Annotated in this window: 14 protein-coding genes; 3 read left to right on the top strand and 11 right to left on the bottom strand. The window is 73.6% G+C overall.

All coding sequences use genetic code 11. The annotated features are described in order from the left end of the window. From ACZ3IG_RS10425 to pdxR, 4 genes are all read right to left on the bottom strand, one after another. Window positions 1-312, bottom strand: coding sequence for a hypothetical protein (locus ACZ3IG_RS10425; RefSeq protein ID WP_467430763.1), 312 nt, complete (start codon window positions 310-312; stop codon window positions 1-3). 252 nt (window positions 313-564) lie between these two features. Further along, complete coding sequence (locus tag ACZ3IG_RS10420) at window positions 565-1,395, bottom strand: class I SAM-dependent methyltransferase (protein ID WP_467430761.1); 831 nt, start codon at window positions 1,393-1,395, stop codon at window positions 565-567. Window positions 1,396-1,443: 48 nt separating this feature from the next. Continuing rightward, window positions 1,444-1,629 (bottom strand): DUF1737 domain-containing protein, encoded by a 186-nt coding sequence (locus ACZ3IG_RS10415; RefSeq protein ID WP_467430759.1) that lies wholly within the window; start codon window positions 1,627-1,629, stop codon window positions 1,444-1,446. A 79-nt stretch (window positions 1,630-1,708) separates the two neighbouring features. Then, complete coding sequence (gene pdxR / locus ACZ3IG_RS10410; protein ID WP_467430757.1) at window positions 1,709-3,100, bottom strand: MocR-like pyridoxine biosynthesis transcription factor PdxR; 1,392 nt, start codon at window positions 3,098-3,100, stop codon at window positions 1,709-1,711. Between the two features lie 46 nt (window positions 3,101-3,146). On the opposite strand from pdxR, the gene ACZ3IG_RS10405 reads away from it, so the two are divergent. The 3 genes from ACZ3IG_RS10405 to ACZ3IG_RS10395 are packed head-to-tail and all read left to right on the top strand — an operon-like array spanning window position 3,147 to window position 4,833. Further along, on the top strand, window positions 3,147-3,650 hold the full coding sequence (locus ACZ3IG_RS10405; RefSeq protein WP_467430754.1) for a carboxymuconolactone decarboxylase family protein: 504 nt from the start codon (window positions 3,147-3,149) through the stop codon (window positions 3,648-3,650). After that, entirely contained in the window at window positions 3,647-4,117 is a 471-nt protein-coding gene (locus tag ACZ3IG_RS10400) for a carboxymuconolactone decarboxylase family protein (protein WP_467430753.1), read from the top strand. The genes ACZ3IG_RS10405 and ACZ3IG_RS10400 overlap by 4 nt, the downstream gene beginning before the upstream one ends. Beyond that, a complete protein-coding gene (locus ACZ3IG_RS10395; protein WP_467431645.1) occupies window positions 4,114-4,833 on the top strand; it encodes an isocitrate lyase/PEP mutase family protein in 720 nt (239 codons plus the stop codon). Before ACZ3IG_RS10400 ends, ACZ3IG_RS10395 begins: the two co-directional genes overlap by 4 nt. Window positions 4,834-4,876: 43 nt before the next feature. Here the strand turns inward: ACZ3IG_RS10395 and ACZ3IG_RS10390 are convergent, their stop codons facing one another. The 7 genes from ACZ3IG_RS10390 to ACZ3IG_RS10360 form a co-directional block, all read right to left on the bottom strand. Further along, window positions 4,877-5,824, bottom strand: coding sequence for an ABC transporter substrate-binding protein (locus ACZ3IG_RS10390; protein WP_467430751.1), 948 nt, complete (start codon window positions 5,822-5,824; stop codon window positions 4,877-4,879). A gap of 1 nt (window position 5,825) precedes the next feature. Further along, entirely contained in the window at window positions 5,826-7,769 is a 1,944-nt protein-coding gene (locus ACZ3IG_RS10385; protein WP_467430748.1) for an ABC transporter permease subunit, read from the bottom strand. Beyond that, window positions 7,769-8,956: a quaternary amine ABC transporter ATP-binding protein gene (locus ACZ3IG_RS10380; RefSeq protein ID WP_467430746.1), complete on the bottom strand. Its 1,188-nt coding sequence runs from the start codon at window positions 8,954-8,956 to the stop codon at window positions 7,769-7,771. The genes ACZ3IG_RS10385 and ACZ3IG_RS10380 overlap by 1 nt, the downstream gene beginning before the upstream one ends. Next, window positions 8,953-10,485, bottom strand: a complete 1,533-nt coding sequence (locus ACZ3IG_RS10375; protein WP_467430744.1) for a GMC family oxidoreductase — start codon at window positions 10,483-10,485, stop codon at window positions 8,953-8,955. The genes ACZ3IG_RS10380 and ACZ3IG_RS10375 overlap by 4 nt, the downstream gene beginning before the upstream one ends. Before the next feature lie 64 nt (window positions 10,486-10,549). Then, the gene (locus ACZ3IG_RS10370) at window positions 10,550-12,079 is read right to left on the bottom strand and encodes an aldehyde dehydrogenase family protein (protein WP_467430742.1); all 1,530 of its coding nucleotides are present in this window, start codon (window positions 12,077-12,079) and stop codon (window positions 10,550-10,552) included. 242 nt (window positions 12,080-12,321) lie between these two features. Beyond that, window positions 12,322-13,311: a malate dehydrogenase gene (locus ACZ3IG_RS10365; protein WP_467430739.1), complete on the bottom strand. Its 990-nt coding sequence runs from the start codon at window positions 13,309-13,311 to the stop codon at window positions 12,322-12,324. Window positions 13,312-13,639: 328 nt separating this feature from the next. After that, window positions 13,640-14,974, bottom strand: a complete 1,335-nt coding sequence (locus ACZ3IG_RS10360; protein WP_467430738.1) for a helix-turn-helix domain-containing protein — start codon at window positions 14,972-14,974, stop codon at window positions 13,640-13,642. Window positions 14,975-15,442 lie beyond the last annotated feature (468 nt).

The raw sequence follows: 15,442 nt of genomic DNA, 5'->3' as shown, positions 1-15,442 counted from the left end.
TCAGCCGCCGCTGCTGCCGGAGGAGCAGCCGAAGCCGCCCCGGTCGACGGCCTCGTCGCGGTCGAAGGTGCCGTAGTCGGCCCGGCCGCGGGTGACCTCGGAGTCGTAGTACCAGTCCGAGCTCGAAAGGCTGGTGGAGGACTTGCAGTTCTTGTCGGCGACGACCTTGTAGCCGTCGGTGAAGGTGTAGTTGTCGCGGTCCACACAGCGCCGGTCGGGCTCCGAGCCGCACGAGGACAGGGCCGCCGCGAGGACCCCCATACCGCCGAGTACGACGGTGCTCGACCGCAGCCGTCGCCGAGTCTCTGCCATGTCCCCATCCCCCGTTGCTGTTGCCGATGTCCGTCCGGACGTACGGCCGTCGGGTCGCTCAGATGTACGGCCGCCGTCGGAGGTGGATGCTACGGCAGGAGCCCGTGCGGGTGGCAACGCGCACGGGCGTGCGGTGGCGGCCCGGGGAGTGCCGGGCGGACGCCCGCGTACTGGTCGTACTCGGGTGTTCGCCCGGTGCGGCCGGAGTGCGTGCCGGGCGTCGCGAGGCAGGCGCGACTTGGCGGACACCTCCTAGGGAGCCGCTGTGCGTACGGCGGTGGTCGCCAGTGTGGTGTACCGCATGGTGAACCCGCCGCCCAGCGCGTCGATGGCGTCGCCCACCTCGCCCAGGATCTCGGCGAGCCGGCCGGCGGGGAGCCCGGTGACGCCGCCGGTCGTGGCGAGCAGGTCCAGCCACTGGTCGCGCGTGTAGGGCCGCTCCCAGTCGAACCGCCACTGTTCCGGCTCGTCGAACCGCCCGGTCTCGCGGACCGTGCCGGCGATCTGCGCGTACCCCGCCCGGTACATCTCCAGCGGACGTCGCGCCGGCCGGCCGCTGAACGGGGAGTCGGGCGCCACCCGCAGGCAGGCGGCGGCGAACGCCTCGGCCACCTCGGCCGGGGGCTCGAAGACATGCCCGAAGATCGCCAGACGCCCGCGCGGACGCAGCACGCGGGCCGCCTTCGCGGCGCCGGCGGCCGGGTCGACCCAGTGCCACGACTGGGCGGCGGTCAGCGCGTCGAACGTCCGGCCGGCCGGCTCCCAGGCCTCGAAGGCCGCCACCTCGACCCGCAGGCCACGGGCTCGCGCGACCTCGGCCATCCGCACGTCCGGCTCCACACCGAGCACGGCGCAGCCGGCGGCCTGGAACTGGCGGGCGGCCGTGCCGGTGCCGCAGCCGACGTCCAGCACGTCGGGCGCGCCGGACCCCGGGCTTCCGGTGATGACCCGCGTCACCAGGTCATCGGGGTAGCCGGGGCGGGCCCGGTCGTAACGTCGCGCGTCGGCGCCGAACGACTCGGCGGTCTGGCGAGCCTGATGCGGCCGCACCGGCTCTGGCTGCTCTCGCTCTGGAGTGGGCATGCGCCCACCTTAGTGGGCAACTGCCCACGCACCAAGAGGCGGAGCAGGTCAAGGCCGTGCCGGCCAGACCACGGCCTGCGCGACGATGACGTTCTCGCCGTCGAAGGTGACGGCGGGGCCCTTGTGCAGTTCGTAGCCGAGGCCGAGCGCTTCGCTCACGCGTCGGCAGAACGCGGCGTCGTCCGGACCGGTCAGGACTCGGTAGACGGGCAGTCCGTCTGGTGGTGTGCTCATGCGGAGAAGGGTCTCAGACTCACCCGCCGACCGGTCCGGCGAGCCGGCGCTCCCAGGCCCCGGGGAACGGCCCCGGGGCCTACGGCAGCACCCGGCACAGGGCGTCCAGCGCCCCCGTCCAGGCGTGGTCCGGCGGGGTGCCGTAGCCGACGACGAGGGCGTCGGTGGGGGGTGTCGTGGCGGCGGGGTGACGGAAGAGGGAGAGGCCGTAGAGGGCGAGGTTCTGCCAGGTCGCGGCCTGGACGACGGACTGTTCGGTGCCGGGCGGCAGGAGGAGTACGGCGTGCAGGCCGGCGGCGATGCCAGTGGGGCGGACGCCGGGGGCGCGGGCGGCGAGGGCGGTGACCAGGGCGTCGCGGCGGCGCCGGTAGCGCAGGCGACAGGCGCGGACGTGGCGGTCGTAGGCGCCGGAGGTGAGGAACTCGGCGAGGGTGAGCTGGTCCAGGGCGGAGCAGGTGGGGAGGTTGTGCTTGGCGTCCAGGACCTCGTCGACGAGCGGCGGCGGGAGGACGGCCCAGGCCAGGCGGAGGCCGGGGGCGAGGGCCTTGCTGGTGGTGCCGAGGTGGACGACGCGGTCGGGATCGAGGCCCTGGAGGGCGCCGACGGGCTGGCGGTCGTAGCGGAACTCGCCGTCGTAGTCGTCCTCCAGGACCAGGGCGCCGGTGCGGCGGGCCCAGTCGACGACGGCGGCGCGGCGGTCGGGGCGCAGCGGCATGCCCATCGGGAACTGGTGGGCCGGGGTGAGCAGGACGGCCCCGGCGTCGCCGGCGGGGGCGCTCGGGTCGGTGCCCTGGTCGTCGAAGGGCAGCGGGACGGTGCGCAGACCGGCGGCGGTCAGCAGGTCGCGGTGGATGTGGAGGCCGTAGGACTCGACGGCGACGGTGTGGACGCCGCGGGCCCGCAGCACCGCGGCGAGCAGGGACAGGGCGTGCACGAAGCCGTTGCAGACCAGGACGCGGGCCGGGTCCGCGTGCACACCGCGGGCTCGGGAGAGGTAGCCGGCGAGTGCGGCGCGCAGGTCGTGGTGGCCTCGGGGGTCGCCGTAGCCGAGGGCGTCGTGCGGGGCCCTGTGCAGGGCGCGGCGAGCGGCCTTGAGCCACTCGGCGCGCGGGAAGGAGGCCAGGTCGGGGGTGCCGGGACGCAGGTCGTAGGCGGGGCGGGCGGGGGCGCGGCCCTGGGGCACGGGGTCGGCGGGCGGGGCGGCGACGGGGCGGTCGGCGACCCTCGTGCCCGAGCCCTGCCGGGCGGTGAGCCAGCCCTCGGCGACCAGGTCGGCGTAGGCGTCGGCGACGGTGTTGCGGGCGATGCCCAGGTCGGCGGCGAGGACGCGGGAGGACGGCAGCCGGGTGCCGGGGGCGAGGCGGCCGGTGCGGGCGGCGTCGCGCAGGGCGTCGGTCAGGCCGCGGCGCAGGCCGGGACCGGCCGGTTCCAGGTGCAGGTCGATGCCGAGATTGGCCCGCGTTTCCGTCACGGAAGTGGACCATACCCGTGGGCTGTTCGCTCTCTAGGGTCGAGGCATGACGGACAACGAGAACACCACCACGTACGCCGGCGAACACGAGCCCCGGCTCCAGTGGGCCAAGCACGCCCCCGAGGTCTACAAGGCGATGGTCCGGCTCGACGCCGCCGCCAAGAAGGGCCTGGACCCCAAGCTGTACGAGCTGGTCAAGATCCGTGCCTCGCAGCTCAACCGCTGCGCCCTCTGCCTCGACATGCACACCAAGGACGCGCTCGCGGCGGGCGAGAGCGTGGAGCGGATCGTGCAGCTCAGCGCCTGGGAGGAGTCGCGGCACTTCTACACGGAGAAGGAGCTGGCGGCGATCGAGCTGACCGAGGCGGTGACCGTGCTGACGGACGGGTTCGTGCCGGACGAGGTGTACGCGCGGGCCGCCGCGCACTTCCCCGACGAGGCGGAGCTGAGCCAGCTGATCGCCGCCATCACGGTGATCAACGCCTGGAACCGGTTCGGCGTGACCTGCCGGATGACGCCGGGGCACTACACGCCGGGGCAGTACGCGTGACGGCTCGCACAGATGTTCGTACGGCTCGTACGTCGCGTCTGGACGCCGGGGTGCGGTCCGCGCTCCAGGCGGTGAGCGCCGCCGCCAAGCGGGGGTTCGGCGACGCCGCCCTCGCCGAACTCGTCCAGATCCGCGCCTCGCAGCTCAACCACTGCGCGTTCTGCCTCGACATGCATCTGGAGATCGCCCGGAAGGCCGGGGTCGGGCAGCGGCAGCTGGATCTGCTGGCCGCCTGGGAGGAGGCGGGGGACGACGTCTTCGACGGCCGGGAACGGGCGGCGCTGGAGCTGACCGAGGCGGTGACGGTGCTGACGGACAGCCCGGTGTCCGACGAGGTGTACGCGCGGGCCGCCGCGCACTTCGACGCGGACCGGCTCGCCCACCTCCTCGCGCTGATCACCGCCATCAACAGCTGGAACCGGCTGATGGTCGCCCGGCGCGTCCCGGCGGGGGGCAGCCCGTGGTGACCAAGGCGGAGCGGTTCCGCGCCCTGCACCGCCGCCGCGCCCCGGAGGACCCCCTGGTGCTGCCCGGACCGTGGGACGCGGCGAGCGCCCGGGTGTTCGAGGCCGCCGGGTTCCCGGCGCTCGCGACGCCCAGCGCGGGGGTCGCGGCGTCCCTCGGGTACGAGGACGGGCAGACCCCGGCCGACGAGATGTTCGCGGCCGTGGCCAGGATCGTCCGGTCGGTGGACGTGCCGGTCTCGGCGGACGTCGAGGACGGGTACGGGCTGGCGCCGGGGGAGCTGGTGGAGCGGCTGCTGGCAGCCGGTGCCGTGGGCTGCAACCTGGAGGACTCCGTGGACGGCGTCCTCAAGGACCCCCGGGAGCACGCGGAGTGGCTGGCCGGGGTCCGGGAGGCGGCCGGCGACCGGCTCTTCGTCAACGCGCGGGTCGACACGTTCGTCCGCGGGGTCACCGATCCCGGCCGGGCCCTGGAGCGGGCGGCGCTGTACGTGGCCGCGGGCGCCGACTGCGTCTACCCGATCATGGCCCCCGTGGCCGTACTGCCGCTGCTGCGGGCCGGGATCGAGGGGCCGCTGAACGTCGGCGCCCTGGTCGGGGAGGGCCCCTCCCCCGCCGAACTCGGCGGGCTCGGGGCCACCCGGGTCACCTTCGGGCCGGGGTTCCAGCGGCGGACGGCCCAGGCGCTGCGGGAGACGGCCGCGCGGCTACGGAGCTGAGGGCCACGGGAGGACCGGAGGCGGGCCGCGCGCGGGTCACGGGTCAGGGCAGCCACGCCCGCCACACCGACGCGTGGCCGTCCACCCACTTCTCCGCCGCCTCCTCCGGCGACAGCTTCTGCTCCGCGATCATCAGGGAGACCTCGTTCTGGTCCTCGGTGGTCCACTGGAAGTTCTTCAGCAGCTGGGCCGCCTCGCCGCCGTCCCGGGCGAAGCCGGCGTTGAGGTACTTCTGGAGGGGCGTGACCGGGTAGGCGCAGTCGGTCTTCGCGGGGTCGGCGTCACAGCCGTCCTCGCGGGCGGGGAGCCGCACCTCGGTCATCGGGACCTTCTCGAACAGCCACTGCGGGGTGTACCAGTACGTCAGGAAGGGCTTCTTCTCCTTCGCGAACTGCTGGATCTGGGTGATCTGCGCGGCCTCGGAGCCGGCGAACACGACCTGGTAGTCCAGGTCCAGGTTGGCCACCAGCGCCTTGTCGTTGGTGACGTAGGACGGGGAGCCGTCCAGGAGCTGGCCCTTGCCGCCGCTCTCCGGGGTGCGGAGCCGGCCGGCGTACTCGTTCAGGTTCTTCCAGTCCGTGACGTCGGGGTGCGCCTTCGCGAAGTACGTCGGGACGAACCAGCCGATGTGGCCGGTGACGCCGAGGTCGCCGCCGTTGACGATGGTGCGCTTGTCCTCGACGTAGCGCTGTTCCTGCTCGGGGTGGCCCCAGTCCTCCAGGATGGCGTCGACGCGGCCCTGGCTGAGCGCGTCCCAGGCGGGGACCTCGTCGACCTGGACGGTGTCGACGCGGTAGCCGAGTTCGTGCTCCAGGAGGTACCGGGCGACGGCCACGTTGGCCTGGGCGCCGACCCAGGACTGCACGGACAGCGTCACCGTCTTCGCGCCCTGCGCGTTCGCGAACGGTGACGCCTGCTTGGTCATGTCGGCGGCGCCGCAGCCGGTCAGCAGCAGCAGCGAGCCCGCCAGGGCGATGACGCGACGGCACATGTCAGGCTCCCTTCCGCGCGCGGCGTTCGGTGGGCTGGGTCACCCGGTCGAGCGTCAGGCCGAGGCAGACGATGGCCGCGCCGGCCACCAGACCGGTCGCCAGGTCGCCCTGGGCGAGGCCGAAGACGACGCTGTAGCCGAGGGCGCCGCCGCCGACCAGGCCGCCGATGACGACGACGGCGAGGACCAGCACCACGCCCTGGTTGACGGCGAGCAGCAGCGCCGGACGGGCCAGCGGGAGCTGCACCTGCCGCAGTTGCTGCCCGCTGGTGGCGCCGAGCGAGCGGGCCGACTCCAGGGCTCCCGGGTCGACACCGCGCAGGCCCTGGGCCGTGATCCGGACGACGGCGGGGAGGGCGTAGACGACGGCGGCGGCCACGGCGGGGGCACGGCCGACGCCGAACAGGGCGACGACCGGGATGAGGTACACGAACTGCGGCATCGTCTGGAAGACGTCCAGGACCGGGCGGAGCAGCCGTTCGAAGCGGTCGCCGCGGGCCGCCGCGATGCCGGCGGCGAAGCCGATGACCAGGGTGACGGCGACGGCCGCCAGGACCTGGGAGAGGGTGTCCAGGGACGGTTCCCACACGCCGAGGACGCCGATCGCGGCCATGGCCAGGACGGCGGTGAGCGCGGTGCGCCAGGTCCCGATCAGCCAGGCCAGGGCGGCGACGAGGAGGAGCACGGACCACCAGGGCAGCCAGAGCAGGCCGTCCCGGAGCGGGTCGAGGACCCAGGTGGTGAAGCGGCCCGCCCAGTCGGCGGTGCCGCCGACGACGGGGACGCCGGAGTAGAGGTGGGCGGTCATCCAGTCGACGGCGCGGTTGACCGGTTCGGCGATGCCCAGCACCCAGGACTCCGGCCACTCCAGGCGGCCGGCGAGGCGGCCGGCGACCGCGACGGCCAGGGCGGCCACGGCGGCGAACAGGGCGTACGGCCAGGTGTACGAAGGCCGGTTGCCCTCCCCCGCCGCGCCGGTCACCCGGTCCAGGACGACGGCGAGCAGCACGATGGGGACGCCGGCGGCGAGCGCCGCGCCGACGTCGACCGAGGCGAGCGCCTGGTAGACGCGGTCGCCGAGGCCGCCGGCGCCGATGACGGAGGCGATGACGGCCATGGACAGCGCCATCATGATCGTCTGGTTGAGGCCGAGCAGCAGTTCCCCGCGGGCCAGCGGGAGACGGGCGGTCAGCAGCCGCTGGCGGGCGGTGGTGCCGAGGGACTCGACGGCTTCGAGGACCTCCTTGTCGGCGCCGCGCAGGCCGAGGGCGGTGAGCCGGGCCATGGGCGGGGCGGCGTAGACGACGGTGGCCAGGACGGCGGCGGGGACGCCGATGCCGAAGACCAGGACGACCGGGAGGAGGTAGGCGAAGGCGGGGAGCACCTGCATGGTGTCCAGGACCGGGCGCAGCAGCCGGTCCATCCGGTCGGACAGCCCGCCGGCCAGCCCGAGCAGGGCGCCCACGGTCACCGAGGCCAGGACGGCCACGGCCATCAGGGCGAGCGTCTGCATCGTCGGCACCCACATGCCGAGCAGGCCGCAGGCCCCGAACGCCGCCGCCGTGCCGAGCGCGAGCCGGGCGCCCGCCACCCGCCAGGCGGCCAGGGCACCGATCGCGAGGACGCCCGCCCAGCCGACGGCGAGCAGGGAGAGGTAGACGGCGCGTACGGAGAGGACGACGGCGTTGCTGACGTGGCCGAGGAAGTAGAGGAAGAGCGGGTGGCTGTCGCGGTTGTCGATGATCCAGTCGCTGACGTCGCCGAGCGGGGCGGAGACGTCGACGGTGAGGGCGGCCGGCCAGGTTCCGCCGGCCCCCTGGGCGTGGGCGAGGGGGGCGAGGACGGCGGCGGCGACGGCGAGGAGCAGCAGCTTGCCGACGGGGCGGCGGCGCAGGAGGGCCGGCAGGGCGGGACGCGGGGCGGTGGACGCCGTGGCGGTCGCCATCAGACCGCCTCCTTCGGCCGTTCCGTCTCTTCGGGGTCTTCAGGGTCTTCGGGGTCTTCAGGGTCTGAAGGGTCTGAAGGGTCTTCAGGATCGTCGGGGACTGCCGCGTCCTCGGGGCCGGTTCCGGCGCCGCCTCCGGTCCCGGCGACCACGCCGAGCAGCGCGCCCGCGTCGACCACCCCCAGGCAACGGCCGTCGGCCATCACCCGGGCCGCCGATCCGGCGCGGGCGACGGCCTCGATGGCCTCCGAGACGGTGGCGTCGGGGCGCAGCGCCGGACCGCGGCCCGCCTCGTCCGCGTCGGCGGCGGGCCGCATCGCCGTACGGACCGTCAGGACCTGCTCGCGCGGCACGTCCCGCACGAACTCCCGTACGTAGTCGTCGGCGGGCGAGCCCACGATCTCCTCCGGCGTGCCCAGCTGCACCACCCGCCCGTCCCGCATCAGGGCGATGCGGTCACCGAGCTTCAGGGCTTCCTGGAGGTCGTGGGTGATGAAGACCATCGTGCGGCCCTCCTCGCGGTGCAGCCGGACGACCTCCTCCTGCATGTCCCGCCGGATGAGCGGGTCGAGCGCGCTGAACGGCTCGTCGAACAGGAGCACCTCGGGGTCGACGGCGAGCGCGCGGGCGAGACCGACGCGCTGGCGCTGACCGCCGGAGAGCTGGGCCGGCCGGCGCCGTTCCATGCCTTCCAGGCCGACCTTGGCGATGACGGCGGCGGCCCGTTCGCGCCGCTCGGCGCGGCCCACGCCCTGGATCTCCAGGCCGTAGGCGACGTTGTCGAGCACGGTGCGGTGCGGGAGCAGGCCGAAGTGCTGGAAGACCATCGCGGTGCGGTGCCGGCGCAGGGCGCGCAGCCGGGCGCGGTCCATGGCGCGTACGTCGTCGCCGTCGATGGTGATGGTGCCGGCCGTCGGTTCGATCAGCCGGGTCAGACAGCGTACGAGGGTGGACTTGCCGGAGCCGGACAGGCCCATGACGACGAAGACCTCGCCCTTGCGCACCTCGAAGCCGACGTCCCGGACGGCGGCCGTGCAGCCGGTACGGGAGCGCAGCTCGGCCGGGGTGAGGGAGGTGAGGGAGGGGTCGCCGGGGACGCGGTCGGCCTTCGGGCCGAAGACCTTCCACAGGCCGTCCACGGAGAAGACGGGGGGACGCTCGGCCGGGGTCCGGGTGACGGCGCTCACCGGGCGTCACCGCCGATCAGCTCCACGGCTTTCTCCCCCACCATGAGCACGCCGATCATCGGGTTGACGGCGGGCATCGTCGGGAAGACGGAGGCGTCGGCGATCCGCAGGCCCGCAAGGCCGCGCACCCGCAGGTCGGGACCGACGACGGCGAGCGGGTCGTCGGGGGCGCCCATCCGGCAGGTGCCCGCCGGGTGGTAGACGGTGTGCGCGGCCTTGCGGGCGTACTCGCTCAGCTCGGCGTCGCCCAGCACGTTCGGGCCGGGGCACACCTCGCGCTTGAGCCACCCGGCCAGCGGCTCGGTCTTCGCGATCTCGCGGGCGATCCGGATGCCGTCGACGAGGGTGCGGCCGTCGTAGTCGTCCTCGTCGGTGAAGTAGCGGAAGTCCAGGGCGGGCTTGACGGACGGGTCGGCGCTGGTCAGGTAGAGCCGGCCGCGGCTGCGCGGCTTGGGGATGTTCGGGGTCATCGAGACGCCGGACGCCGGGCGTTCGTAGCCCAGTCGCTCGGGGTTGTCCGTGAACGGGATCTGGTAGAAGTGGAACATCAGGTCCGGGCCCGCGTGTTCGGGGTCGCGGCGCACGAACAGGCCGGCGTCGGAGTCCATCGCGGAGTTCTCCGGGATGGGGCCGTTGGTCTCCCAGACGATCACCGACTCGGGGTGGTCGAGAAGGTTCTCGCCGACGCCGGGCAGGTCGTGCGCCACGGGTATGCCGAGCCCTTCGAGGTCGGCGCGCGGTCCGATGCCCGAGTGCAGCAGCAGCCGGGGGGAGTCGACGGCGCCGGCGCAGAGGACGACCTCGTGGCGGGCGCGTACGAGGATCTCCTCGCCGTCCTTGGTGCGCACGTGCACGCCCTCGGCGCGGGTGCCGTCCAGCTCCAGCCGGTACGCCCAGGTCTCCAGCATGATCGTGAGGTTGGGGCGTTCGTCCATCACCGGGTGCAGGTAGGCCACCGACGCCGACGAGCGCTTGTTGTCCTCGGGGTGGTAGGCGAGGTCGAAGAAGCCGACGCCCTCGGTGAACGGCTTCTTGTTGAAGCCCTCGATCCGGGGGACTTCGAGGGCCTTCTGGGCGGCGTCGACGAAGTCGCGGGCGATGGCGTTCCGGTCCTTCTCGTCGACCGGGACGATGTGGTTCAGCAGCCGGGCCCAGTACGCCTCCATCGGCACCGCGCCCCAGCCCTTGGCGCCGGCCGCCTCCCACTCGTCCCAGTCGGACGGCAGCGGCTTGAAGGCGATGAGGGTGTTGTGCGAGGAGCAGCCGCCGAGCACGCGGGCGCGGCTGTGCCGGATGTGCGAGTTGCCGCGCGGCTGCTCGGTGGTGGGGTAGTCGTAGTCCAGTTCGCCGCCGAGCAGGCCCATCCAGCGGCGCAGGGTCAGCACGTCGTCGCGGCCGACGTCGCTGGGGCCGCCCTCGATGACGGCGACGGTGGTGTCGGGGTTCTCGGTCAGGCGGGCGGCGATGACCGAGCCGGCGGTACCGCCGCCGACGACGACGTAGTCGTAGACATGGGGGGTCTCTGGCATGGGGGTACTCCAGGTGGGGCCGGGGCGGGGAGAGGGAGCTTGCGGCGAACGGGGCGGAGCGGTGTCAGCCGGCGAACCAGCGGACGGGCGCGGGCGCGAGGTTCTGATAAACGTGCTTCGCTTCGCGGTACTCGGCAAGGCCCGCGGGGCCCAGTTCGCGGCCGGTGCCGCTCTTGCCGAAGCCGCCCCACTCCGCCTGCGGCAGGTAGGGGTGGAAGTCGTTGATCCAGACGGTGCCGTGGCGCAGCCGGCCCGCGACCCGGCGCGCGCGGCCCGCGTCGGCGGTCCACACGGCGCCCGCGAGCCCGTACTCGGTGTCGTTGGCGAGAGCGACCGCCTCGTCCTCGGTGCGGAAGGTCTCGACGGTGAGGACCGGGCCGAAGACCTCCTCGCGGACGACGCGCATCTCGCGGTGGCAGCGGTCGAGGACGGTCGGCTCGTAGAAGTAGCCGGCTTCGGGGCGTACGGCGCTGGGGGCGGGGCGCTTGCCGCCGCAGCGCAGGACCGCGCCCTCGGCGAGCGCGGAGGCGACGTACTCCTCGGTGCGGGCGCGCTGCCGCTCGGAGACGAGGGGGCCGCACTCGACGCCCTCCTCGGTGCCGCGGCCGAGGCGGATCCGCTCGGCGCGGCGGGCGAGTTCGGCCACGAAGCGGTCGCGGACGGACTCCTCGACGATCAGGCGGGAACCCGCCGAGCAGACCTGGCCGCTGTGCATGAAGGCGGCGTTGAGTGCCTGGTCGACGGCGGTGTCGAAGCCCTCGGCGGTGGCGCAGGCGTCGGCGAAGACCACGTTGGGGTTCTTGCCGCCGAGTTCCAGGGCGGTCCTCTTGACGGTGACGGCGGCGGCCCGGGCGACCTTGACGCCGCTGACCAGGCCGCCGGTGAAGGAGACCAGGTCGACGTCGGGGTGCTCGGCGAGCCGGGCGCCGACGGTGTCGCCGGGACCGGTGACGAGGTTGGCGACACCGGCCGGCAGCCCCGCCTCGACGAGCAGCTCGATCAGGGCGATGGTGGTCAGCGGGGTGATCTCGCTCGGCTTGAGCACGAAGGTGTTGCCGGCCGCGAGCGCCGGGGCGACCTTCCAACTGGCCTGGAGCAGCGGGTAGTTCCAGGGCGTGATCAGCGCGCAGACGCCGACGGGTTCGTGGACGACGACGCTGTGCACGTCCGGGGTGCCCGCGTCGACGACCCGGCCGGGGGCCTCGGCGGCGACCAGGTCCGCGAAGTAGCGGAAGGCGTCCGCGACACAGTCGACGTCGACGCGGCCCTCCTCGACGGTCTTGCCGGCGTCCCGGCTCTCCAGCAGGCCGATCCGCTCCCGGTCGCGGACCAGGAGGGCGGCGACGCGACGCAGCAGGGCGGCGCGTTCGGCGACCGGGGTGCGCGGCCACGGGCCCTCGTCGAAGGCGCGGCGCGCGGCGGCCACCGCGAGGTCGGCGTCCTTCGCGTCGCCCTCCGCGACGACGGCGAACGGCAGGGCGTCCGCGGGGTCGACGACCTCCCGGGTGGCCCCACAGGACGCTTCCCGCCACTCGCCTCCCGCGTGGATGCTGCGACGCGTGCGCTCCGCCGACGGTGCCGCTCTGTCCGCCATGTCTGCCGCCGTACCTGCCGCCATGCCTGATGTCCGCCTTTCGGTCCTGTTCAGCGCCCGGGTGTCCCTCGGGTGGCACGTTCGGGTGCCGCGCGCTCGGGCGACCGGGAGCCCTGCCCCGGTCGCCTGTTTGCATGCCGGATCGACGGCTGAAAGTGCGGTATGTCACTGTCGCGAACGCCGCGGGCCCCCTTCCGGTCAGTACCGGAAGGGGGCCCTTCGGACGTCGTGGGCGGGGCGGCTCAGATGAGGCCGAGACCGCGGACCGCGTCGCGCTCCTCGGCCAGTTCCTTGACGGAGGCGTCGATGCGGGCGCGCGAGAAGTCGTTGATCTCCAGGCCCTGGACGATCTCGTACCTGCCGTCCTTGCAGGTCACCGGGAAGGAGGAGATGAGGCCCTCGGGGACGCCGTAGGAGCCGTCCGACGGGATGCCCATGGAGACCCAGTCGCCGTCGGCGGTGCCGTTGACCCAGGTGTGGACGTGGTCGATGGCGGCGTTGGCGGCCGAGGCGGCGGAGGACGCGCCCCGCGCCTCGATGATCGCGGCGCCGCGCTTGGCGACGGTCGGGATGAACTCGTCCGCGAGCCACTTCTCGTCGTCGACGACCTCGGCGGCGTTCTTGCCGGCGATGGTGGCGTGGAAGATGTCCGGGTACTGGGTGGCGGAGTGGTTGCCCCAGATGGTCAGCCGCTTGATGTCGGAGACGGCCGAGCCGGTCTTCTTCGCGAGCTGGGTCAGCGCGCGGTTGTGGTCCAGGCGGGTCATCGCGGTGAACCGCTCGGCCGGTACGTCGGGCGCGGCGGCCTGCGCGATCAGGGCGTTGGTGTTGGCCGGGTTGCCGACCACCAGGACCTTGACGTCGTCCGCGGCGTGGTCGTTGATGGCCTTGCCCTGCGGCTTGAAGATGCCGCCGTTGGCCTCCAGGAGGTCACCGCGCTCCATGCCCTTGGTACGGGGGCGGGCGCCGACGAGCAGACCGACGTTGGCGCCGTCGAAGGCGACGTTCGGGTCGTCGGTGATGTCGATGCCCTGGAGGAGGGGGAACGCGCAGTCGTCCAGCTCCATCGCCGTGCCCTCGGCGGCCTTCAGCGCCGGGGTGATCTCCAGCAGGCGCAGCTTCACCGGCACGTCCGCGCCGAGCAGCTGGCCGGAGGCGATGCGGAAGAGGAGGGCGTAACCGATCTGGCCGGCCGCGCCGGTGACGGTGACGTTCACGGGAGTGCGGGTCATGGCGTTCTCCGTATGACAGCTGGCGGTGGGGCGGCGTCCCTGCCCCGCTACGTTTGATCGATCTCTCGTTATCAAGAGATCCATCCAGCCGTCAGGCTATCGCGCATCCGGCATCCCGGACCTCCGGGTGTGTGTGGCCCAGCCCACAGGTCACCGGCCCACAACCCCCCGGGCCTGCGAAAAAGAGGCGGCCGCCCGTCCGGGAGAGGGGGGACGTGAGCGGCCGCCGTATGGGACACCCGTTGCCGGATCCCGTGGGGGTACTGTTCGCGTGCCCCCGAAGCCGCCGGCCATGCCTGCCCGACGGATTGTTTTCCCGGTTCTCTCGTTACTGCTCCGTGCAGCCCTTCTCCCCCGACGCGAGCGTCACGCACGCCTTGGCGTCGGCCGCGCTGTCGACGGCCACCATCGGCGTGTACGCGATGGTGTCGCCGGCCACCGTGATCGACCCGGTCTGCTCGGCCCCGCCGGCGCTCACCTCGACCTCGTCGCCCTGTCCGGCCTGGGTGACCCGGCCCCATGCCGTACCGCAGGTCTTGCTGTACCGGACCTCGACGACGGCCGTGCCGACGGTCGCCGTCCGCTCGGTGGTCACCAGGTCTCCGCCGCACCCCATGGTCTCGGCGTCCTTGCCGGTGCACTGGTCGCCGCTGCACTTCACGCCGGCCGGCAGATCCGGGCCGGCGGACACGGTGGGCGACGGGGACGGACGGGCCTCCGCGTCCTTCTCGCCGCCGTCGTTCAGCAGGAAGAAGGCGCCGGCTATCACGACGAGGACGCCGACCACGCCCGCGACGAAGGTCACCAGCCGCTTGCCGCCGCTTCCGGAGCCCTGCCCCGGCCCGTGGTCGCCGGGCGGCGGTCCGCCCTGCGGCTGCGTGCCCGCGGGCCGGGGGCTCCCGAAGGTGCCCAGCGCCACGGTGGCGTCCGGCACGGGTGCGCCGGGCGGCGTGGCTCTCCGGTTGCCGGAGGGCGCGGGTCCGCGGTAACCGGCCATGCCCCAGGAGTTGCCTCCCGAGGACGCGCCCGAGGAGACACCGGAGGACGCGCCGGAGACCTCGGCGACCGCACCGCCGTCCCGGGCCCCCCGGTCACCGGCCCAGTCCTGGCTGTCGGCGGCGGTCGGCTGCGCCGGGACCGGCGGCACGGTGGGCGCCACCCCGGCCGGACCGGCGATCCCGGGCGTGAACACCGCACGGCCGGCCGCACGGCCGCTCTTGGCCCCCGCGGCGCCCTTGGCTTCCGCGGGCGCCGCCGTGGCCCCCGCGGCCCCCGCGGTGTCCGTGGCGCCCCGGCCGCTCCTGGCCTTCTGCTGGGGCGCGGTCAACTCGCCCAGCGCCGCGCGCGCCTGGGAGATCCGGATGGCCTCCATGGTCATGTCGTGCCGCATCTCCGAGCGGCTCCACGCCCGCTCGGCCAGCTCCCACATGGTGGTCAGATGGACCGGATTGGTCCCCGTGACCTCGGCCAGGGCCACGATGGCCCCCTTGGGCGCGAGCAGCCGGCCGTTGAGGTACCTCTCCCAGGACGTCTTGCTGTAGCCCGTGGCGTCGGCCACCGCCGCGATGCTCAGTTCGCTGCGGTCGACGAGCCTGCGCAACTGGCCGGCGAACTCCTTGATCTGCGGATCGAGTTCGTCGGGCAAGGCCTTCCAACGAGGCATTGCTTCCCCCTCTTCCCCCCGGATGTCTTGCTGGGTCGTGCTGGTCGTTCCCCCGTGCGCATGCGCTCCGCCGAGTCCCGTTCTGGCTACCCACAGGGATGCGCCCGGCGTGGAACTCGGTTTCCCGGGGTGGGGGCGCACAGAAGCACAGCAACCGCGGGCGAGCACCGTCGCACGCCCGCTGGATCGCGGACCAGTCTCCCACCGAGGCCCTCGTGGTCCCAATCACGGAGCCCTGTTTTTCCGTCGGGACGCCCCGGACCGTCCCGATTGACCAAGTGAAGCGGTTCTCGGACGAGTTGACCACACATCCGCGAACTTGTCGTCACATCATCACACCGAATGCACACGCCCGCGCACGCCCTGTCACGACCGGCGCACGATTCTCTCCGGTCACGGGTTCGGCGGGTGTCTTGGTAGACGAACGGCGCGGGGACCGGCCCGGGCCCCGGACAGCGAACGGCGGCC

Source organism: Streptomyces sp. NPDC016677, assembly GCF_055562815.1.
The sequence above is the reverse complement of the archived record's forward strand: the minus strand, read 5'-3'. Positions and strand labels throughout refer to the sequence as shown.